The organism is Streptomyces sp. NPDC006193 (genome assembly GCF_040613915.1).
Lineage (GTDB): Bacteria > Actinomycetota > Actinomycetes > Streptomycetales > Streptomycetaceae > Streptomyces.
Genome location: NZ_JBEXTB010000025.1, coordinates 57,292 through 76,581, shown reverse-complemented (window position 1 = coordinate 76,581; position 19,290 = coordinate 57,292). Strand labels below are relative to the sequence as shown.

General features: G+C 77.4%; 17 protein-coding genes. 1 reads left to right on the top strand and 16 read right to left on the bottom strand.

What is annotated here, in order from left to right; genetic code table 11:
* Positions 1-46: 46 nt before the first annotated feature.
* The 3 genes from ABZ261_RS21920 to ABZ261_RS21910 all read right to left on the bottom strand — a co-directional run bounded on the left by ABZ261_RS21920 (position 47) and on the right by ABZ261_RS21910 (position 3,722).
* A complete protein-coding gene (locus tag ABZ261_RS21920) occupies positions 47-1,543 on the bottom strand; it encodes an acyl-CoA synthetase (protein ID WP_356861606.1) in 1,497 nt (498 codons plus the stop codon).
* A 139-nt stretch (positions 1,544-1,682) separates the two neighbouring features.
* A complete protein-coding gene (locus ABZ261_RS21915; RefSeq protein WP_356861604.1) occupies positions 1,683-3,245 on the bottom strand; it encodes an NAD(P)/FAD-dependent oxidoreductase in 1,563 nt (520 codons plus the stop codon).
* 102 nt (positions 3,246-3,347) lie between these two features.
* Positions 3,348-3,722, bottom strand: coding sequence for a ferredoxin (locus tag ABZ261_RS21910; RefSeq protein WP_356861602.1), 375 nt, complete (start codon positions 3,720-3,722; stop codon positions 3,348-3,350).
* Positions 3,723-3,894: 172 nt separating this feature from the next.
* Here ABZ261_RS21910 and ABZ261_RS21905 point away from each other — a divergent pair, with 172 nt between their 5' ends.
* Positions 3,895-4,260 (top strand): DUF6479 family protein, encoded by a 366-nt coding sequence (locus ABZ261_RS21905; RefSeq protein ID WP_356861600.1) that lies wholly within the window; start codon positions 3,895-3,897, stop codon positions 4,258-4,260.
* A 98-nt stretch (positions 4,261-4,358) separates the two neighbouring features.
* Here the strand turns inward: ABZ261_RS21905 and ABZ261_RS21900 are convergent, their stop codons facing one another.
* The 13 genes from ABZ261_RS21900 to ABZ261_RS21840 all read right to left on the bottom strand — a co-directional run bounded on the left by ABZ261_RS21900 (position 4,359) and on the right by ABZ261_RS21840 (position 19,270).
* Complete coding sequence (locus ABZ261_RS21900; protein WP_356861598.1) at positions 4,359-4,814, bottom strand: RpiB/LacA/LacB family sugar-phosphate isomerase; 456 nt, start codon at positions 4,812-4,814, stop codon at positions 4,359-4,361.
* Positions 4,815-4,949: 135 nt separating this feature from the next.
* The gene (locus ABZ261_RS21895; RefSeq protein ID WP_356861596.1) at positions 4,950-6,506 is read right to left on the bottom strand and encodes an ANTAR domain-containing protein; all 1,557 of its coding nucleotides are present in this window, start codon (positions 6,504-6,506) and stop codon (positions 4,950-4,952) included.
* Between the two features lie 287 nt (positions 6,507-6,793).
* Positions 6,794-7,702: a glycosyltransferase gene (locus ABZ261_RS21890; protein ID WP_356861594.1), complete on the bottom strand. Its 909-nt coding sequence runs from the start codon at positions 7,700-7,702 to the stop codon at positions 6,794-6,796.
* Positions 7,699-8,640 carry a glycosyltransferase gene (locus tag ABZ261_RS21885; RefSeq protein WP_356861592.1) on the bottom strand — a complete coding sequence of 314 codons (942 nt, stop codon included), beginning with the start codon at positions 8,638-8,640 and terminating at the stop codon, positions 7,699-7,701. Before ABZ261_RS21885 ends, ABZ261_RS21890 begins: the two co-directional genes overlap by 4 nt.
* On the bottom strand, positions 8,630-9,625 hold the full coding sequence (locus tag ABZ261_RS21880; RefSeq protein ID WP_356861590.1) for a glycosyltransferase family 9 protein: 996 nt from the start codon (positions 9,623-9,625) through the stop codon (positions 8,630-8,632). The genes ABZ261_RS21885 and ABZ261_RS21880 overlap by 11 nt, the downstream gene beginning before the upstream one ends.
* 1,039 nt (positions 9,626-10,664) lie before the next feature.
* The gene (locus ABZ261_RS21875; protein WP_356861588.1) at positions 10,665-12,089 is read right to left on the bottom strand and encodes a PfkB family carbohydrate kinase; all 1,425 of its coding nucleotides are present in this window, start codon (positions 12,087-12,089) and stop codon (positions 10,665-10,667) included.
* Complete coding sequence (locus ABZ261_RS21870) at positions 12,086-12,814, bottom strand: SIS domain-containing protein (protein ID WP_356861586.1); 729 nt, start codon at positions 12,812-12,814, stop codon at positions 12,086-12,088. Before ABZ261_RS21870 ends, ABZ261_RS21875 begins: the two co-directional genes overlap by 4 nt.
* Entirely contained in the window at positions 12,811-14,043 is a 1,233-nt protein-coding gene (locus ABZ261_RS21865) for a glycosyltransferase (RefSeq protein ID WP_356861584.1), read from the bottom strand. The genes ABZ261_RS21870 and ABZ261_RS21865 overlap by 4 nt, the downstream gene beginning before the upstream one ends.
* Positions 14,040-15,002 carry a glycosyltransferase gene (locus tag ABZ261_RS21860; protein WP_356861582.1) on the bottom strand — a complete coding sequence of 321 codons (963 nt, stop codon included), beginning with the start codon at positions 15,000-15,002 and terminating at the stop codon, positions 14,040-14,042. Before ABZ261_RS21860 ends, ABZ261_RS21865 begins: the two co-directional genes overlap by 4 nt.
* On the bottom strand, positions 14,999-16,009 hold the full coding sequence (locus tag ABZ261_RS21855; RefSeq protein ID WP_356861580.1) for a glycosyltransferase family 9 protein: 1,011 nt from the start codon (positions 16,007-16,009) through the stop codon (positions 14,999-15,001). The genes ABZ261_RS21860 and ABZ261_RS21855 overlap by 4 nt, the downstream gene beginning before the upstream one ends.
* The gene (locus ABZ261_RS21850; RefSeq protein WP_356861578.1) at positions 16,006-16,647 is read right to left on the bottom strand and encodes an HAD-IIIA family hydrolase; all 642 of its coding nucleotides are present in this window, start codon (positions 16,645-16,647) and stop codon (positions 16,006-16,008) included. Before ABZ261_RS21850 ends, ABZ261_RS21855 begins: the two co-directional genes overlap by 4 nt.
* On the bottom strand, positions 16,644-17,639 hold the full coding sequence (locus ABZ261_RS21845; protein ID WP_356861576.1) for a glycosyltransferase: 996 nt from the start codon (positions 17,637-17,639) through the stop codon (positions 16,644-16,646). Before ABZ261_RS21845 ends, ABZ261_RS21850 begins: the two co-directional genes overlap by 4 nt.
* Positions 17,636-19,270, bottom strand: a complete 1,635-nt coding sequence (locus tag ABZ261_RS21840) for a carbamoyltransferase C-terminal domain-containing protein (RefSeq protein WP_356861574.1) — start codon at positions 19,268-19,270, stop codon at positions 17,636-17,638. The genes ABZ261_RS21845 and ABZ261_RS21840 overlap by 4 nt, the downstream gene beginning before the upstream one ends.
* Positions 19,271-19,290: the final 20 nt, after the last annotated feature.

Genomic DNA, 19,290 nt, shown 5'->3' with positions numbered 1-19,290 from the left:
GCTGGCCGAGGCCCTGCTGCCGTCGGCGGGGCCGTCGTAGGCCCCGTCAGCCGCCGAAGCGCTCGCGCAGTGCGCGTTTGAGGATCTTGCCGCTGGCGTTGCGCGGCAACTCGTCCACGAACAGGACCCGTTTGGGCGCCTTGAACGGTGCGAGCCGCTCCTTGACATGGTCGATGAGCTGCTCCTCCGTCACCTCGCCGCGCCGGACGACGACCGCCGTGACCGCCTCGACCCACCGCTCGTCGGGCAGGCCGATCACGGCGGCCTCGGCGACCGACTCGTGGGTGTACAGCGCGTCCTCGACCTGGCGTGAAGCCACCAGCACACCGCCGGAATCGATGACGTCCTTCACCCGGTCCACGATGGTGAAGTAGCCGTCGGCGTCCCGTACCGCGAGGTCGCCGGAGCGGAACCAGCCGTCGCGGAAGGCCTCGGCGGTCTCCTCGGGCTTGTCCCAGTAGCCCTCGCACAACTGCGGCGAGCGGTACACGATCTCGCCGGGCGTGCCGTCCGGCACGTCCGCGCCGTGCTCGTCCACGACCCGGGCGTCCACGAACAGCACGGTCCGGCCGCAGGAGCCGAGCCGGCCCTCGTGCTCGTCGGGGCCCAGGACCGTGGCCAGCGGGCCGATCTCGCTCTGCCCGTAGCAGTTGTAGAAGGCGAGCTTCGGCAGGCGCTCGCGCAGCCGTTCCAGCACGGGCACCGGCATCGCGGACGCCCCGTAGTACGCCTTGCGCAGGCCGTCGAGGTCGCGGGCGGCGAAGTCGGGCCGGCCGACCAGGCCGATCCACACCGTGGGCGGCGCGAACAGGCTGTCCACCCGGCCCGACTCGATCAGGTCGAACAGCCGGTCCCCGTCGGGCGCGTCCAGGACGATGTTGGTCGCGCCGACCGCGAGGGAGGGCAGCAGGAACACGTGCATCTGCGCGGAGTGGTAGAGCGGCAGCGCGTGCACCGGCCGGTCGCCGGCGCTCAGGTCGAGGGCGGTGATCGCGCTGAGGTACGCGTGCACCAGGGCCCGGTGGGTCATCATCGCGCCCTTGGGCAGGGCGGTGGTGCCGGAGGTGTACAGCAGCTGCACCAGGTCCTCGGAGCGGGGCTCGGGACCGGCGTACGGCGCCGCCCGCGGGAGCCGGGTGAGCAGGCAGTCGCCGGCGTCCCGCAACGGCAGCACCCGCACCCCGTCCGGGAGCCGCCCGGCGAGGTCCGGGTCGCTGAGCACCAGCGCGCTGCCCGACTGGCGGACGAGGTAGGCGAGGTCGTCGCCGGTGAGGTGGTGGTTGACCGGCACATGGACCAGGCCGGCGCGGGCGCAGGCGAGGAAGGCGATCAGGTAGGCGTCGGAGTTGTGACCGTAGGCGGCGACCCGGTCGCCGGGGGCGAGGCCTTCGTCGCGCAGCAGCGAGGCCGCGCGGGAGACGGCGTCGTCGAGTTCCTCGTACGTCCATGTCCGCTCGCCGTACTCCAGCGCGAGGCGCGCCGGGGTGCGGCGGGCGCTGCGCCGCAGCACCCCGTCGACCGTGCTGCCCTGTCCCTGCGTCATGACAGCCGATCCTCGGTCCGCCGCACGGGCCGGTCAAGCACCCCGGGCAGCCGGCGCCGCGCGCACCCGGCCGCCGCACCGGCGGGGCCCGGCCCCGTGGGACGCTCCCCGCCGTGCGCGGCGGGGCGCCGCGACGCGGTCAGCGCCGCTCCAGCAGGGCCATCGCCGCGTTGTGCCCGGGTACTCCGCTGACCCCTCCCCCGCGCACCGCGCCCGCTCCGCACAGCAGCACGTTGGGGTGCCGGGTCTCCACGCCCCACCGGCCCGTGTCCGGCTGGGCGTACGGCCAGGACAGGGCCCGGTGGAAGATGTGCCCTCCGGGCAGCCGCAGGTCCCGTTCGAGGTCCAGGGGGGTCTTCGCCTCGATGCAGGGCCGGCCGTCGGCGTCGGTGGCGAGGCAGTCGGCGAGGGGTTCGGCGAGGTGGGCGTCGAGCTGGGCGAGCGTGGCGGCCAGCAGTTCCTCGCGGACGGCGTCGTTGTCCCGGTCGAAGAGCCGGGCCGGGGTGTGCAGGCCGAACAGGGTGAGGGTCTGGCAGCCGCGTTCGGCGAGGTCGGGGCCGAGGACGGTCGGGTCGGTCAGGGAGTGGCAGTAGATCTCCGAGGGCGGCTCGGCGGGCAGCGCGCCGGCGGCGGCCTGGGCGTGGGCGGTGGCCAGCTGGCGGTATCCCTCGGCGATGTGGAAGGTGCCGGCGAACGCCTCGCGCGGGTCGACGTCGGGGTCACGCAGCCGCGGCAGCCGGGTGAGCAGCATGTTGACCTTGAGCTGGGCTCCCTCGGCGGGTTCGGGCGCCGGGTCACCGGTGAGGGCGGCCAGTTCCCGCGGGGAGGCGTTCACCAGGACGTGCCGGGCGGCGACGGCGCCTTCGCCGTCGGCGGTGCGGTAGGCGACCTCGGCGCGGACGCCGTCGGTGTCGATCCGGACCGCCTCGTGGCCGGTGGCGATGACCGCCCCGGCCGCGCGGGCGGCGGCGGCGAGCGCGTCGGTGAGGGCGCCCATCCCGCCGACGGGCACGTCCCAGGCGCCGGTGCCGCCGCCGATGACGTGGTAGAGGAAGCAGCGGTTCTGCGCGAGGGACGGGTCGTGGGCGTCGGCGAAGGTGCCGATGAGGGCGTCGGTGAGCACGACGCCCCGCACCAGGTCGTCGGCGAAGGTCTTCTCGACGGCCACCCCGATCGGCTCTTCGAACAGGGCCCGCCAGGCGGTGTCGTCGCCGATGCGGCGGCGCAGCTCGTCGCGGGTGGGGAGGGGCTCGGTGAGGGTCGGGAAGACCTGCCGGGCGACGCGGCCGGTCATGCCGTGGAAGCGCCGCCAGGCCTCGTACTCCTGTGTGCCGCCGGTCAGCCGGGCGAAGGCCTCCCTGGTGCGCTGCTCGCCTCCGCCGACGAGGAGGCCGGTGGGCCGCCCGTCCCGTTCCGCGGGGGTGTACGAGGAGATGCCGCGGGTGCGGAGGCGGAAGTCCAGCCGCAGGTCGCGCACGATCTTCCGCGGCAGCAGGCTGACCAGGTACGAGTAACGCGACAGGCGGGCGTCCACCCCGTCGAACGGGCGGGTGGAGACGGCGGCGCCGCCCGTGCGGTCCAGCCGCTCCAGCACCAGCACGGACCGGCCGGCCCGGGCCAGGTAGGCGGCGGCGACCAGGCCGTTGTGACCGCCGCCGACGACGACGGCGTCGTACGCGCGGGTTCCCTCGTTCGCGGACATGGTCCTTCGTAGCACGCGGTGATCCACGGCGGCCAGGGTGCGGCACGGCGCGGCCGGGGTTCCGGCGGGCGCGGCCGGCCGGCGCGCTCAGGGGGTGTCCCCTCAGCGCCGCAGGGTCTCCAGGAAGGCCGTGCAGGCGTCGGCGCAGGCGCGGCAGGTCGCCGCGGCGGACTCGGCGCCGGGATGCTCGTCGAAGGCGCGGGCGCACTCCAGGCACACCGAGCGGCACCACTCCACCCGGACCCGGATCGCCTCCTCGTCCTGGTTGTTCTCCTCGCACAGCACCCGGCAGGTGGCGTCGCAGACCTCGGCGCACATGATGCCGAGCCGGCGCACGCGTTCCTGGCGCTCGGTGCCGTCCGGGTCGACGAGGCTCGCCCGCACCGCGCAGGCCCGGGCACACTCCGTGCACGCCTGCGCACAGGAGAAACGGTCCTCCAGGAACCGGTAGAGCTGCTGCGAAGTCGGCGGTGTCACACCGTGCGGGTAGCCGGGGCGCGCGGGCACAAACCCCTGGCGCCGGGCCGGCGGGGGTCTGTTCCGGCCGATGACGCGGGCCCCGGTCCGGCGGCGCGCGGTCGCCGTGCATCACCCACCGGGCACCCACAGTGTCCTGGTTCGACCCGTTACAGGGGGGTATTCCAGTGCTATGAACACCGCATCGACGCAGCTCGCCGCGGCGAGCGGTCTGCTCAGCCTCGGTATGTTCGTCGTGGCCGTGGGCGTGCTGGCGCTGCTCGCCGGCGGCTTCTGGATGAACTCCCGCATCAAGTACCACGAGTCGCCGCGTCCGCGCCCCGAGGAACAGCCCCAGCTGCCACCGGAGGGCGCCGTCCACGAGGTACGCCAGAACCGGGAGTCCGCGGAGGTGCCGCAGATCCCCAAGGGCGGACGCCCGCTCACCCCGTACGAACTGACCAACATGGACACCAAACCCAGCGAGTCCGAGGAGCGCCCGCGCTGGAGCAGGGGGTCCAGCGGCTCGTTCGGCGGCGGCGGCCTCGGCGCGCACTGAGCCGCGGCCCCGCCGCTCCGCGCGCGCCCCGGTCCCTCTCGCCGGTCCCCCGTCCACCGCGCATCCCGCCCGGACCCGTGCCGGGCGGCCGTACGCCCCTACGAGCCGTCGCGGGAGGCGTCCAGGCGGGCGACGCGGGCCAGGTTGCGCCGGTCCTCCGGATCCTCGCTGGGCTCGGCCGCGAACCACGCGTCGAGGATCTCCTTCAGCACCGGCTCGGAGGTCAGCCGCAGACTCAGCGCGAGGACGTTGGCGTCGTTCCAGCGACGGGCGCCGTCCGCCGTGGCTGCGTCCGTGCACAGGGCCGCCCGCACCCCCGGCACCTTGTTGGCCGCGATGGACGCGCCCGTGCCGGTCCAGCAGCACACCACCGCCTGGTCCGCCGCTCCCCCGGCCACCTCGCGGGCGGCGGCCTCGGAGCAGAATGCCCACTGGGCGTCGGCTCCGGGCCGCAGCGCGCCGTGCTCGCGGACGTCGTGGCCGCGGCGTCGCAGTTCCGCGACCAGGAGACGGGCCACGGGTTCGTCCATGTCGGAGGAGACGGAGATCCGCATACCTTGGAGCGTAGTGCCTGCGGGCGCACCCCGGCAGACGGCCCGGACGCACCGCGCAGCAGGCGCACCGGACGTGCCGGACGTGCCGGACGGCCCCGGTGAGGGGCCGTCCGGGAAGGCGGGCGCCGCGTGCGGTCAGGGGTGATCGGGCTGCTGCGCCGGCGGCACCCCGCCGCCCTCTCCCCCGCCCTTGGCTCCCTTGTCCGTGCCGTGCGGGCGGGCGCCCGCGCCGCCGCCGGGCGACTGGCGGGCCTTCAGCTCGCCGCTGTCCTGCGGGGTGGCGCCCCCCTTGTCGCTGCGCCGCTGTTCGGGCTGCTGCGGATCGGACATGCGCCGCACTCCCTCCGGTGGTACGTGATCCGTGCGGGGTACGGGTGCCCAGCCGGACGCGAGTGACGCACACCCCTGGGACCCGGTGCGCGGCGCGTCGCGGGACAGCAGCCGGTGCACGTGCTCCAGGGCGTCCGGCAGCACCGCGCGGTGGTACCAGCCGAGCCAGGCCGCGGTGTCGGCCGCGAGCAGGGTGAGCGTCTCGGCCCGGGCGGGGGCCGGCACGTGTCCGGCGTCGGGCCAGTGCAGGGTGATCACGCCGGTGCAGGAACCGGCCGAGGACAGCGCCGGGACGCTGTGCAGGGCGCGGACGCCGCAGGCCAGCAGGGCGCGCCGGGCGTCCTCGGGCAGCTGCCCGTCCGTGGCGACGTCGGGGACGCCGACCGGGCGGCGCCGGATCCGGGAGGCCTCCTCGGCCGAGCCGCCGGCCCGGCCGCGCCAGAACCGGTCGAGGAGCGCGTCCGCGCAGCCGTGGTGGCTCTCCGGCGTCAGCGCGTTCACGGCCGGATCCACGACCAGCACCAGGCCGCCGGGCGCCCGCCCGGCGGCCAGCGCCTCGTGCAGCACGGCGTCGATCATCCGCCTGCGGCAGCGCGGGTCCCGGCCGTCGCGCGCCAGGAGCCGCAGCGGCGGCACGGGCGGGCGGCGGCCCGGGAACCACACCCCGCCGTCCGGGGGCCGGGCCACCAGCAGGGCGGAGACGAGGACGCGCAGCGGCACGTTGAACCGCTGGGAGGCGTCGCGCAGGGCCCGGAAGGCGGCGCCGCCGTCCGGCAGGCCGTAGCGGACCATGAGCACGCCCTGGGCCATGCCGATCACCGGCGCGGTGCGCACGCGGGCGCGCAGCGCGCGGACCTCCTTGTGCAGGTCCTCGTAGGAGGGCCGCAGCGGGTCCGCCATCCGGGACTGCCAGGCGGGCAGCTCCTCCACCGGGGAGGCGGCGCGCGCCAGTTCGTGCAGGGCCTCGTCCAGGGTGGCGTACAGCCGGACGCCGTCCAGGCGGGCCAGGTGCACCGCCTCGCGGACGCCCGGCCGGGCCCGGACGACGATCAGGTCCGGCAGTCCGGCACGGGCACGGGTCGTCTCGCTGAGCGTGCGCAGCACGGCGGCGCCGCCGAGCTGCACATGGGCCATGTCGAGGACGGGACGCAGCCCCGCGCGGTCCGCCCGTTCCAGGTGACCGCGCAGCTCCTGTGCCCAGGCCCGGGCTCCGTCGGCGTCCAGACTGCCCGCCATGCGCAGCAGCACGGCGCCTCCGGCGGGCAGCCCGTCGACGAGGGGGGACTCGATGACGGAGGACCCGATGACGGAGGACCCGATGACGGGTGCCGGGGCGGCCGGCCGGCCGGGGGAGGGTCTCATGGCATCACCCAGACAGGACGTCGGGACGTCACGGAGGAGTCGGAGGAGTCGGCGGAGTCGGCGGAGTCGTGCGGCCTCCGCCTGGCCTTCGCCCTCTTTTCCGCACGGTAGGTCCCCGCCCTCGGGCGCGCCATCCACCGCTCGGGGCGGGGCACCGGCCGGGCGCGGTCGCCGGCCGGGTCCGGTGGGCCCCGCGCCGGCCGGCCGGGGAGCCGGGGCGGACGTGGACGGGGGGAGGCCCACGCTCTCCGACGGCTCGGGCCGCCCGGGCGGTGACCGCTGACCGTTCAGCCGATGTACCGCCGTGCGGGTGAGTCCTTGCGGGCCCGTTCCAGCATGGCCAGGCGGCGCTCCAGGTGCGGCGGCACGGGGTCGCGGTGGCGCAGCACCCACGGCAGTCCGGCGGTGGCGTGGGCGATCGCGCGGGCGGAGGCGGCGTCCCGTGGCACGGTGCGGATGAGGTACCCGGTGCGGCGCAGCGCCGGCAGCAGCGGGCGGCGCAGCCAGGTGAACCACAGGGTGTTGCGGATGCCGAGGACACGGCGGGCGGTGCTGTCCCGGCGCACGGACGCCTGGTGGTGGACGGTGAGTTCCTCGGCGTAGGCGAGCCACCAGCCCTGGCGCTGCAGGTCGCAGGCGAGCAGTTCCTCCTCGCCGCCGAGCCACAGTCCGGGGTGGAAGCCGCCGCCGGCGCGGAACGCCTCGGTGCGCAGCACGGTGGCGGCGGCGAGGAAGGAGCCGAGGGCGGGTCCGGGGAGCCAGTCGGGGCCGGCCAGCGGCGACTCGCGCAGTTCCCGCACGACCGGGTCCTCGACGCCGTCCGGTTCGACGACGATCCGCGCGGTGACGGCCGCGAGCCGGGGTCGCCCGTCCAGCAGGTCGGCGGCCCGGCGCAGGCTGCCCGGCTCCCACCAGGAGTCGTCGTCGCAGAAGGCCACATACGGCGTGCGCACCCGCCGGACGGCCAGGTTGCGGCCGACGGCTCCGAGGTTGCGGCCGGGGCGCAGCAGGGTCATCTCCGGGAACGCCCGGGCGACCGCCTCGGCGGTGCCGTCCGTGGAGGCGTTGTCGGTGACGATCACGGGCGGCCGCTCGGGCAGCCGGCGCAGCAGGGCGAGGGTGCGCAGCAGTTCGTCACGGCGGTTGTGGGTGATGACGACGACGGTCGTGCGGTCGTCGGGGGCGGTCCGGGTCATCGGGCGGTGTCTCCCTCCGGGCGTCCGGCCGCCTCCCGGTCGAGCAGGCGGGCGGCGTGTTCGACGTGCGGGGGCAGGGTCCGGCGGCGGGCCAGGGCGGCCGGGAACCGGACGAGGGTCTCCTTCAGGGCGCGGCGTGCGCCGGGGCGGCCGGCCGCGGCGGCCAGCGCCAGGTCGGCGCCGGCCCGCAGGGCGACCGGCCAGGGGCGGCGCAGGCAGGCGGTGAGCACGTGGTTGCGCCGGACGAGGGAGGGACGGCCGGTGCGGCCGCGGTCCTCGGGGTGGTGGTGGGCGCACAGGGTGGGCTCGTAGGCGACGCCCCAGCCCGCGGCGGCCAGGTCGTAGGCGAGCAGGGTCTCCTCGCCGCCGAAGAAGAGCACCGGGTGGTAGCCGCCGACGCCCAGGAACGCCTCCCGGCGCACCACGCAGGCGCAGCCGAGGAAGCCCAGCACGGGGCGGCCGGGCAGGTCCGGTTCGGGCGGCAGGGGCGAGGCGGCGAGGACGGCGTTGAGGGGGTCCTCGGCGGCCTCCTCACCGACCAGGGTGCGGGCGGCGAGCAGACCCAGCCGGGGATGCTCGTCCAGGAGGTCGGCGGCGCGGGAGAGGCTGCCCGGCTCCCACCAGGAGTCGTCGTCGCTGAAGGCGACGTAGGGGGTACGGGCGTGGCGGGCGGCCAGGTTGCGGCCGAGGGCGCCGGTGTTGGCGGCGGGCAGCACCAGGCGGGCGACCGCCGGGTGGCCGGCCACGGCCCGGCGGGTGGCGTCGCCGCGGGAGTTGTCCACGACGACGACCGGCGGCCGCTCGGGCAGTGCGGCCAGGACGTCCAGGGTGCGCAGCAGGCTGGCGGGGCGGTCGCGGGTGATGACGGCGACGGTCGTCCTCGGATCGCCCGCGGCGGCGCGTCCGCGGCTGCGGCGGGGGGCGTGCTCAGTGGACATGCGCCGCCTCCGGTCCGCTCGGGCGCCGCCGGCCGCGCGCGTCGCGCAGCAGCGTCAGGCAGGCCGCGGCGACCTCCTCGGCGCGGATGCGCAGCAGGCGGGCGTCGGGGAGGCGGCCGTGCGGGTCGCCGGGCGGGCCGGGCTGCCACAGGGCGAGGTGGTCCGGGCCCGGGGGCGGACCCCACAGGCGCGGGGAGACCGGGCCGAAGAGGGTGACGGAGCGGGTGCCGTGGGCCACCGCGAGATGGGCGACGCCGGTGTCGCCGCTCAGCACCAGGGACGCCGCGGCGACCAGGGCGGACAGCTCGCCGAGAGGCAGCCCGCCGGCGAGCACGTCAGCGGCCCGCTGGCCGCCGCGCTCGGCGACCGAGCGGACCAGGGCGTCCTCGCCGCGGCCGCCGGTGAGCACCACGCGGTGTCCGGCGGCGCGCAGGCTGCGGACGACGGCCGCGAACCGCTCGGCGGGCCAGCGGCGCGAACCGGAGGCCGCGCCGGGGTGCACGACCACCGCGCCCGGCGCCGGGGACGGCGTGGCGGGCCGGGGCAGCCGCAGGTCCAGGGGGTCGGCGGGGATGCCGTAGCCGCGCAGGAAGGCGCACCAGCGGTCCCGTTCGTTGAGCCGCCCCTGCCACGGCGGTCCGTCCGGGCAGGCGTGGGCGAGGAGCCGGCGCGGACGCAGGGCGGCCAGGGCGTCGCGGCTCTCGGGGCCGTCGCCGTGCAGGTCGACGGCCACGTCGGGCGGCGGGCCCGGCCAGTGGGCGAGGGACGGCACCGCGCGGTGCGGCGCCTCGGCCGGGAACACGGCGTCGACCGCGCCGGTGGCCAGGGCGAGCTCGGTGAGGCCCGGCGGCTGGGCGAGGACGACCCGGTGCCCGGGGAAGGCCCGGCGGACTCCGCGCAGCGCGGGCACACCGGCCAGCAGATCGCCGAGCCCGAGCGCGCGCAGCACGAGGACGGTCGGGGGGTGCGGGGCGGCGGCGGTCACCGGACGGCTCCTGACGTGCGTACGGAGCGCCCGGAGAGGGAGGTCCGCCGGGCCGGGATCCGCTCCGCGGCGGCCCCCGCGCCCTCGGGCGGATCCCCGAGGCGCCGGGCCCGCGCCACGGGCCCGGCCGCGCTACGGGCCGGCTCGGCGGGGTGAACCGGTGCCGTCGCCTCGACTCTCGCCGCCCCGGCCGGCCAGCCACCCCGACGCGGGGCCCGCGTGAAGAATTGGGCGGCCGCGCTCCCCGGCTGCCCCGAACGGCGAACCGGCGCCTTCGCCGGCACGCTCACCGCGCCCGCCGACCAGCCACGCCCGCGCGAGGCGCACAGAAGGGCCCGGACGGCCGCGCTTCCGGCCGGCTCAGGACGGCGGACCGGCGCCTTCGCCGGCACGCTCACCGCGCCGGCCGACCAGCCACGCCCGCGCGAGGCGCACAGAAGGGCCCGGACGGCCGCGCTTCCGGCCGGCTCAGGACGGCGGACCGGGGCCTTCGCCGCCACGCCCCCCGGCCGCCCCGGACCGCGAACCGGCACCTCCGCCGGCACACTCACCGGCCGCCCCGGACCCCGAACCGGCACCTCCGCCGGCGCACTCACCGGCCGCCCCGGACCCCGAACCGGCACCTCCGCCGGCACACTCACCGGCCGCCCCGGACGGCACCCCGCTGCCATCGTCGGCACGCCCCCCGGCCGCCCCGGACCCCGAACCGGCACCTCCGCCGGCACACTCACCGGCCGCCCCGGACCGCGGACCGGCACCTCCGCCGGCACGCTCACCGGCCGCCCCGGACGGCCCCCCGCTGCCATCGTCGGCACGCCCCCCGGCCGCCCCGGACCCCGAACCGGCACCTCCGCCGACACACTCACCGGCCGCCCCGGACCGCGGACCGGCACCTCCGCCGGCACACTCACCGGCCGCCCCGGACCGCGGACCGGCGCCTTCGCCGGCACGCTCACCGCGCGGGTCGGCCGGTGACGGGTGCCGGGCCGGTGTGCCCGGGGCGCTCGGCCGGGCCGGGTGTGCGTGCGGTGGGCCGGGGTCATTCGGGGTGTCCCGGGGCGGGCGCGGGGGTGCGGGCCGCGCGGCGGGCGAGGCCGGTGGTGGAGCGGCCGTCGAGGTAGGGCAGCAGCAGAACCTGTCCGCCCCAGCTTTCCACCAGGGGCTGTTCGGGCAGCCGGGTCCGGGCGTAGTCGCCGCCCTTGGCCCAGATGTGGGGGCGGAGTTCGCCGAGGATGCGTTCGGGGGTGTCCTCGGCGAAGACGGCGACGGCGTCGACGCATTCCAGGGCGCGCAGCACCCGCACCCGGTCGACGGCCGGGACGAGGGGGCGGCCGTCGCCCTTGCGGCGGCGGACCGAGTCGTCGGAGTTGACGCAGACGATCAGGCAGTCGCCGGCCCGGCGGGCGGCCTGGAGCAGGGCGACGTGCCCGGCGTGCAGCAGGTCGAAGCAGCCGCCCGCGGCGACGACGGTGCCGCCCGCGGCCCGCACGCGGGCGGCGGTGCGCACGGCGTCGGCGGTGGTGTCGCCGTCGGCCGCGGGCGGCGCGGCCGGCTCCGGCCGCTGCGGGGCGGCGACCGCGCGGGCGCCGCCCTCGGCGACGTAGCGGGTGGCGGCGTGCACGGCGCCCTGGACGGCCGCCTCGGTGAGGAGGCCGTCGGCGAGCAGCCCGGCGGCGGTGGCGGCGAACCGGTCGCCGGCGCCGCACGGGTCGCCGGGGGCGGCGGCCGGGGTGGGCACGAGCAGCGGGGTCTCGCCGTGCGAGAGCAGTGCGCCGCGTTCGCCGAGGGTGACGGCGACGGCCCGGGCCTGCCAGGCCCGCACCAGGGTGCGGGCGTCCCGGGCGGCCGTGCGCAGTCCGGCCGTGCCGCCGGTCTCCTCTCCGTCGTCGAGCCGCCGGGCGAAGGCGCGGGCCTCCTGTGCCGAGGGGGTGGCCAGGCGGACGCCGGGGACCGGGGGCCGGCCGCGGACGTGGGGGTCCCAGACGACGGGGGCGTCGGTGTGCGCGAGCGCGTCCCGCAGGACGTCGGCGGTGCCGCGGCCGTAGTCGGCCACGAGGACGCCGTCGGCCGACGCGATCGCGGCCACCGCGTGCCGGGTGGCCTCGCGCGCGCGTCCGTCCCCGTCGTCGAGGCGCAGCAGCGGCCGGTCCCCGGCGAGGACGCGCGTCTTGCTGCAGAGGGCGCCGTCCAGCGGCACCTCCACCAGCCCGACCCGGCCGGCCAGCAGCTCCCGCAGGGTGTCGCTGGCGGTGTCGTCGCCGAGGGCGGTGACCAGGGTGACGGGGCGTCCGTCGCCGGCCGCGAGGCAGGCGGCGAGGGCCGCGCCGCCCGGGCGGGAGCTGCGCCGGGCACCGTGCACGACGGGTACCGGGGCGTCCGGGGCCAGCCGTTCGGCCCGGCCGCACAGGTCGTGGTCGAGGAGGGCGTCGCCGACGACGACCAGGGGCGTGTGCGGGGTGGTCATGCGGGTCCCTTCCTCGGGGCGACGGGCGTGCCGGCCGCGGCCCGGCCGACGGTGCGGGCGCGGCCGACCAGCCGGCCGACGACCCCCGGCCTGCCGTCGGGCGCCGGCTTCCCGTCGGCGCGGCCCGTACCGCCGGCCGGGTCCCTCTCGCCGCGTTCGACGGCCCGGTCGAAGGCTTCGCAGAGCATGTGCACCGCTACGAGGTGCAGTTCCTGGACGGTGGCGGCGACGGGGGCGTCGACGCACAGGGCCTCGTCGGCGCCGAGCTGCAGCGGGTTGGGGGCCGGTCCGGTCAGCGCCCACACGGTCATGCCCCTGCGTCGGGCGCATTCGGCGGCGGCGAGGAGGTTGGCGCTCGCGCCGCTGGTGGACAGCAGCATGAGCACGTCCCCGGGGCGGCCGTGGGCGGCGGTCTGCCGGGCGAACACCTCCTGCACGCCGTAGTCGTTGGCGATGGCGGTCGTGGAGGAGGTGTCGGCGTGCAGGGCGATCGCGGAGAACGGCGGCCGGTCGTCGCGGTAGCGGCCGACGAGTTCGGCGGTGAGGTGCTGTGCCTGGGCGGCGCTGCCGCCGTTGCCCGCGACGAGGAGCCGCGCGCCGGAGCCGAGCCGCCGGGCGAGTTCGGTTCCCCAGCGTTCGACGAGCGGGCCGCGGTCGCGGAACGTCTCCAGGGCCCTGGCGAGATCGTCGCAGTGGGTGGTGCCGGTGACGGTGACGGTCTTCATCGGACGACTCCCGAGAGCGAGGGGATGGAGGACACGGCGCCGTACACCCCGGCCACGCCGTCGGCCACCCGGTCCCAGGTGTAGTGGGCGAGCACCCGTTCCCGGCCGGCGGCGCCGTAGCGGGCGAGCCGGTCGGGGTCGGCGAGGAGGGCGCGGATCACCGCGGCGAGGTCGTGGTCGTCGTCGGCCGGGACCAGGACGCCGGTGGTGCCGTCCACGACCGTGTCGAGCTGTCCGCCGACCGCGGTGGCGACGACCGGCGTGGCGCAGGCCATGGCCTCCAGCGGGACGATCCCGAAGGGCTCGTACCGGGGCAGCGACAGCACCAGGTCGGCGCTGGACATCAGCCGGGGCATGCGGGCCCGGCCGACCCCGCCGAGCAGGGTCACCCGGTCGGCGACCCCGTGCTCGGCCGCGACGCCGTAGAGGCGCGCGGCCTCGGGTTCGGCGCCGAGCAGGTCGGCCTCGGGGCCGCCCGCGACCAGCAGTTCGGCGTCGGGCACGCCGGCCAGGGCGCGGATGGCGCGGTCGAAGCCCTTGCGGGGCACGAGCCGGCCGACGGCCAGCAGCCGTCTGCGGGCGCCGGGCGGGCGGGGGCGGGCGACCGGGGCGAACTGGTCGGGGTCGACGCCGCAGGGCACCACGCTGATCCGGTCCTCCGGCAGCCCCATGGCCTTCAGTTCGGCGACCTCGTCGCTGCAGGTGGCGATGATGCGGGCGCACTCGTGGCCGATGGCCTCCTCGACGGCGAGGCGCTGCGGCGGACTGGTGTCGGCGGCGCCCTGGTAGCGCTTCTTGACGGTGCCCAGGGCGTGGTACGTCTGCACGACGGGGATGCCCCGTTCCCGGGCGCCGGCCAGGGCGGCCAGGCCCGACATCCAGAAGTGGGCGTGCACCACGTCGGGCGGGTTCTTCGCCCAGTGCCGGGCCAGGAAGTCACCGAACTCGTCCATGTGGGGCAGGAGTTCGTCCTTGGGCACGGGTGCGGCCGGGCCGGCGGGCACGTGCACCACCTGGACGCCGTCGATGAGGGTCACCCGGTCCGGCAGGCCCGCCGAGTCCCGGCGGGTGTACACCGTGACCCGGTATCCCTTCCTGGCGAGCTGCCGGGCGACCTGCGCCACGTACACGTTCTGGCCGCCCGCGTCCGGTCCGCCGAGCGCGGCCAGCGGGCTGGCGTGCTCGGAGACCATGGCGACGCGCCCGGCCGTGTGCGGAATGCGGCTCATCGGGTGACCTCCTTGATCAGGCGCTCCCAGTCGTCGAGGAAGCGCCGCTCTCCGTAGCGGGCCAGGGCCGCGGCCCGGGCCGACCGCCCGGTGCGGCGGGCAAGTTCCGGGTCGGCGAGGAAGGCCCGTACGGCGTCCTGAAGGACGTCGAGGCGGTTGGAGACCACCCCGGCGCCCTCGGGGACCGCCTCACGGGCCTCCGTGGTGTCGAGGGCCACCACCGGCATGCCCAGGAACATGGCTTCCAGCAGGGACAGGCCCAGCGAGGTCCAGCGCACGGGGTGCAGGTAGAGGCGGCACCGGGCCATCTCGCGGTGCAGTTCGCACTGCGGCAGGTCCCGGGCGCGGCAGCGCTCGGGCGGCAGCCCGAGGTGCCCGGCGAGTCCTTCGGTGCGCATCCCGAAGACGTCCAGGGGCGCGCAGCGGGCGAACCGGGGCAGCAGGTCGGTGCCGGTCGTACGGCCCCTGCGGACGGGGTCGTTGACGACGACGGCCGCCCGCCGAAGGGTGCCGGTCCACAGCGGGCCGGGGTCGATGACACCGTGCTCCACGACCTCCGCCGGGGCCCGGCCGCTGTCCCACATCAGCCGGTTGAAGTGGGTGACGTGCACGATCGGGATGGCCGACTGCCCGGCCAGCGGGTGGAGTTGCCGCTCGGCCGACTCGTCGGGGCTGTTGTGCTCCACGTACACGGCGGGCACGTCCCTGCCGGGCCGGCGGCCGGTCCAGCGCAGGGCCAGGTCCGGTTCGTGCGGGCGTTGCAGGACCATCAGGTCGATGTCGCAGTCCCGCAGTTCCCCGGGGGTGCGTTCCTGGACGGTGGGGGGCCAGTCCCAGGTCACCGCCCGGCCGAGCCCGTCGGGTCCGCGGTCCTCGGTGACCGGGACGAGGTAGGTGTGCGGGCCCTGCACGAAGGCGGTGAGCCACGATCCGTGCACGTGCCAGACGAGGATGTTCATGAGTGCCGCTCCTGGATGAGCTTGTGGGCCGCGCGCACCACGTCCTGCCCGGTGACCTCGTCCAGACAGGGGTGGCCGGGCACCGGGCAGGTGAGGGCCCGGGTGTCCGCGCAGGGCGCCGACTGGTCGCCGAGCAGGATGACGGGGACGCCGTACGGCGCCCAGCGGCCGGCCGGGACCACCGGGGCGAAGAGGGAGACGACGGGGGTGCCGACGGCGGCGGCGAGGTGGGCGGGTCCGGTGTTGGCGCTGATCACGACGTCGGCCGTGCGCAGCACGCCGGCGAGGGTGCGCGGGGAGGTCCGGCCGCCGAGGTCGACGGCCGCGTCGCCGCTCACCCGCCGGGTCAGGGCGGTCTCGTCGGGGCCGCCGGTGACGACGACGCGGTGCCCGGCGTCGGCGAGCAGGGCGACGGCCTCTGCGCACCGGTGCGGGCTCCAGGCGCGGGCGGGGGCGCTGGCGCCGGGGTGCAGGACGACGTAGGGGCCGCGGCCGGTGAGGCCGGCGGTGTCCGGGGGAGGCAGGACGCGCAGCCGGCCGTCGTCCCCGGGCGGGAGCGCGAAGCCCATCGCGGCGGCGGTGTCCAGGGCGGCCTCGACCTCGTGCCGGCCCTCCCGCCGGCGGTGGCGTACGTCGAGGAGGCGGCCGGGGTGGTCGACGCTGTCGGCGCCGATGCGGCCGACGCCCGCGAGCCGCAGGAGCAGCGCGGTGGGCAGCGGGCTCTGGTGGAAGGACGTGAGGACGAGCGCGGTGCCGTAGGCGCCGTCGCGCAGCCGCCCGAGCAGGGCGTCGATGTCCGCCGGGCGCACCGGGGGCGGGTCGAAGCCCTCCCAGGGCGCCTCCCACACGAGCACCTCGTCGACGCCGGGCAGCAGCCGGGCGGCGTCGGCGCCGCGGGGGCCGCAGACCACGGTGACGTGGGAGGAGCGGGCGGCGACGGCGCGTACGGCGGGGCCGGCGAGCAGGACGTCGCCGAAGCTGTCGAGACGTACCACGAGGGATCTCATCGGCACCGCCCTCCGGGTCCCGGGGCGTGCCGCGGGGACCGCCGTCCCGCACCGCCCGCGCCTCTCGTGGCCGCCCGGGGGGAGGGGCCTCGTCCGGCCCAGCCGGCCGGGAGGGCGGCGTCCGCGAGGGCCCTGCGCACCGCGGTGAGGACGTCGGGGGCGCTGGTGGCCGCGAAGCGCGCCGCCTCCGCGGGCGCCGTGGCCGGGTTCGGGACGAGCACGCCGCGGGCGCCCGCCGCGCGGGCCGCCAGCACGTCCGCGGCGATGTCGCCGACGACCAGGCACGCGGCGGTCTCGACGCCGAGTCGGGCGGCGGCGGCGCGGATCAGTCCGGGGCGGGGCTTGCGGCAGCCGCAGCCGGCGTCGGGGGCGTGCGGGCAGAACAGCCAGGCGTCCAGGCCGCCCAGCAGTTCGTCGGCGCGCCGGTTGACGCGGAGCACCTGGCCGGTGGTGAGCAGTCCGCGCCCGATGCCGGACTGGTTGCTGACGACCCCGGTGGCCAGGCCCGCGGACCGTGCGAGCGCGACGGCCGCCGCGGCGCCGGGCAGCAGCCGGACCCGGTCGGGGTCGCCGTTGTAGGGCACGTCCCGCACGAGGGTGCCGTCGCGGTCGAACAGCACGGCGGACAGTCCGGTCACGCGGCACCTCCCAGGGGTTCGGCGTCCCGGTGGCGGACGACGCCGCGCACCCAGTGCCGGACGGCGAGGGGCGGGATGAGCACGCTGGTGCCGAGCATCCCGGCGATCTCGCGGGCGGTGCGCGGGCCGGGCAGGATCCGGGCGAGGGCGAACTCGGCGGTGCCCAGCGCCCACAGGGCCGCGCAGACGGCCGCGGCCCGGCGCCGCCCGGCCACGGCGCAGGCGGTGCCGGCCAGGGCCGCGCCGGTGACCGCGAGGTGCCGGGGCAGCCGGCCGCGGGGCGCCTCGGCGCGGTCCCACCAGTCGCGGCCGTGCAGCCGGTTCATCAGGGCGTCGTCGGCGTTGCCGCGCTGCGCGGGCAGCGAGGCCCACCAGTGCGCCGGGCGGACCGGGTGCCGGGTGACCCGGCTGCCCCGGATCAGGGACCAGCCGGCCCGCTGCACGCGCAGGGCCAGGTCGGCGTCCTCGCGGAAGGCCCGCGGGAAGCGCTCGTCGAAGCCGCCGGTCCGCTGCAGGGCCTCGGTGCGGTAGGCCATGTCCGCGGTGGCCCAGGCGGCGTTCTCCAGGCCCTTGGTGGTGCGTTCCCAGTCGGTGGGCCGGCGGTCCGGGGGCAGCGGGACACGCAGCCGTCCCTGGACGCCGCCGACGCCGGGGCCGGCGCTCCGGAGGTCCTCGGCGAGCCGGTGGGACCAGTCCGGCAGCACCTGGACGTCGTCGTCCAGGAACACGGTCCAGGGCGTGCGGACCGTGCGCCAGCCGGCGTTGCGGGCCGCGGCCGGGCCCCTGCCGCCGGTGCGCAGGGTGCGGACCCGGTCCAGGAGCCGCCCGGCCGCCTGCAGCGGCAGGCCGCCGTCGGGCTCGGGCCGGTCGTCCACGACGACCACCTCGTGCGGGCTGTGCCCGTCGGCGTCGGCGAGGGCGCGCAGGCACTCGGCGAGGCAGGGGCGGCCGACGGTCGGGACCACGACGGTGTAGGCGGGCGATCCGGTCATGCGAACGCCCTCCCGCGGCGGACCGCGAACGGGCCGAGCGCCAGCAGGTCCACGGGGGCGGAGCCGAAGCACTCCAGGGCGTCGCGGGGATCGTCGACCATGGGCCGTCCGGCGGTGTTCAGGCTGGTGTTGACCACCACCGGCAGTCCGGTGCGCCGCTCGAAGGCGTCGATCATCCGGGCCACCAGGGGTTCCCGGGCCCGGTCCACGGTCTGGATGCGGGCCGTGCCGTCGACGTGGACGACGGCCGGGATGCGGGCCTGCCACTCGGCGGCCACGTCGTGCACGAACAGCATGTGGGGGCTGGGCAGCGGCCCGTCGAACATCTCGGCCGCCCGCTCGGCGAGGACCATGGGGGCGACCGGCCGGAACTCCTCGCGTCCCTTGACCGCGTTGAGGCGCTCCAGGTTCTCCGCCCTGCCGGGGTGGGCGAGCAGCGAGCGGTGCCCGAGCGCGCGCGGCCCGTACTCGCTGCGCCCCTGGAACCAGGCCACGATGCCGTCGCCGGCCAGTGTCTCGGCGGCCGTCTCGGCGATGTCGGCGGGCTCCTCGTACGGCACGGCGGCCCGCTGGAGCCACGCGCGGAGCTCGGCGTCGCTCCAGCCGCGCCCCAGGGCGGCCGTCGGCATCGGCGCCAGGGCGTCCTTCTGCCCGGCGACGTGCGCCGCCGCGCCGAGTGCCGTGCCGGCGTCGCCGGCGGCGGGCTGCACCCACACGTGCCGGAAGCCGCTCTCCCGCCACAGCCGTGTGTTGGCCACGCAGTTGAGGGCGACACCGCCGGCCAGGGTCAGCGCGTCCTCGCCGGTGCGCTCGCGCAGCCACCGGGCGAGGGCCAGCATGACGTCCTCCAGGCATTGCTGGGCGCTCGCCGCGAGGTCGGCGTGGTCCTGGTTCCAGGCGCCGCCTGCGGGGCGCGGCGGGACGAGTTCGGCCCAGGGCACCGGCCGGGCCCGGAAGCCGCCTGCGTCGTCGGCGCGTACGTACGCGCGCAGCCGGCCGGCGAAGCGCGGGGTGCCGTAGGAGGCGAGGGCCATGACCTTGAACTCGTCGCTGCTGCGCAGGAATCCGAGGTGCTGGGTGAGGTCCTCGTAGAACAGGCCGAGGGAGTCGGGCAGTTCCTGGGCGCCGAGGACGGTCAGTTCGCGGCCGGTGTAGCGGCCGGCCAGGTGGGAGCCGCATTCGCCGCGGCCGTCGAGGACGAGGACGGCGCAGTCGGGGTACGGGGAGACCGCTCCGGCGGAGGCGGCGTGCGCCACGTGGTGCGGGACGAACCTCACCTTCGCCGGGTCGAGTCCGGGCAGGGCCTCGGCGAGGAAGCCGGGGGCCTGGCGGGCGTACTCCTGCCTCAGGTGGTCCCAGGGGTCGTGCAGGCCCATCAGCTCGGCGGGGCGGGCGAGCGCCGGGTCGTAGGAGTAGGCGACGGCGTCCAGGTCGGACGGGGTGAGGCCGGCCTGCGCCAGGCACCAGCGGGCCGACTGCTCGGGCAGCTCCCAGGCGGAGAACGGGACGGGCCGTTTGCCGTGCTTGCGGCGGGAGAACCGCTCCTCCTCCGCCGCCGCCACGACCGTGCCGTCGGTGACCAGGGCGGCGGCCGGGTCGTGGAAGAGTGCGTTGATACCGAGGACGTGCATGCGCTGTCTCCAGGGCCGGG

Coding starts and splice junctions, on each gene's coding strand:
- ABZ261_RS21865 (WP_356861584.1), bottom strand. CDS start 14,043: ATGAGCCGCATTCCGCACACGGCCGGGCGCGTCGCCATGGTCTCCGAG.
- ABZ261_RS21845 (WP_356861576.1), bottom strand. CDS start 17,639: ATGACCGGATCGCCCGCCTACACCGTCGTGGTCCCGACCGTCGGCCGC.
- ABZ261_RS21895 (WP_356861596.1), bottom strand. CDS start 6,506: ATGAGACCCTCCCCCGGCCGGCCGGCCGCCCCGGCACCCGTCATCGGG.
- ABZ261_RS21905 (WP_356861600.1), top strand. CDS start 3,895: ATGAACACCGCATCGACGCAGCTCGCCGCGGCGAGCGGTCTGCTCAGC.
- ABZ261_RS21870 (WP_356861586.1), bottom strand. CDS start 12,814: ATGAAGACCGTCACCGTCACCGGCACCACCCACTGCGACGATCTCGCC.
- ABZ261_RS21920 (WP_356861606.1), bottom strand. CDS start 1,543: ATGACGCAGGGACAGGGCAGCACGGTCGACGGGGTGCTGCGGCGCAGC.
- ABZ261_RS21900 (WP_356861598.1), bottom strand. CDS start 4,814: ATGCGGATCTCCGTCTCCTCCGACATGGACGAACCCGTGGCCCGTCTC.
- ABZ261_RS21855 (WP_356861580.1), bottom strand. CDS start 16,009: ATGAGATCCCTCGTGGTACGTCTCGACAGCTTCGGCGACGTCCTGCTC.
- ABZ261_RS21915 (WP_356861604.1), bottom strand. CDS start 3,245: ATGTCCGCGAACGAGGGAACCCGCGCGTACGACGCCGTCGTCGTCGGC.
- ABZ261_RS21890 (WP_356861594.1), bottom strand. CDS start 7,702: ATGACCCGGACCGCCCCCGACGACCGCACGACCGTCGTCGTCATCACC.
- ABZ261_RS21860 (WP_356861582.1), bottom strand. CDS start 15,002: ATGAACATCCTCGTCTGGCACGTGCACGGATCGTGGCTCACCGCCTTC.
- ABZ261_RS21840 (WP_356861574.1), bottom strand. CDS start 19,270: ATGCACGTCCTCGGTATCAACGCACTCTTCCACGACCCGGCCGCCGCC.
- ABZ261_RS21885 (WP_356861592.1), bottom strand. CDS start 8,640: ATGTCCACTGAGCACGCCCCCCGCCGCAGCCGCGGACGCGCCGCCGCG.
- ABZ261_RS21875 (WP_356861588.1), bottom strand. CDS start 12,089: ATGACCACCCCGCACACGCCCCTGGTCGTCGTCGGCGACGCCCTCCTC.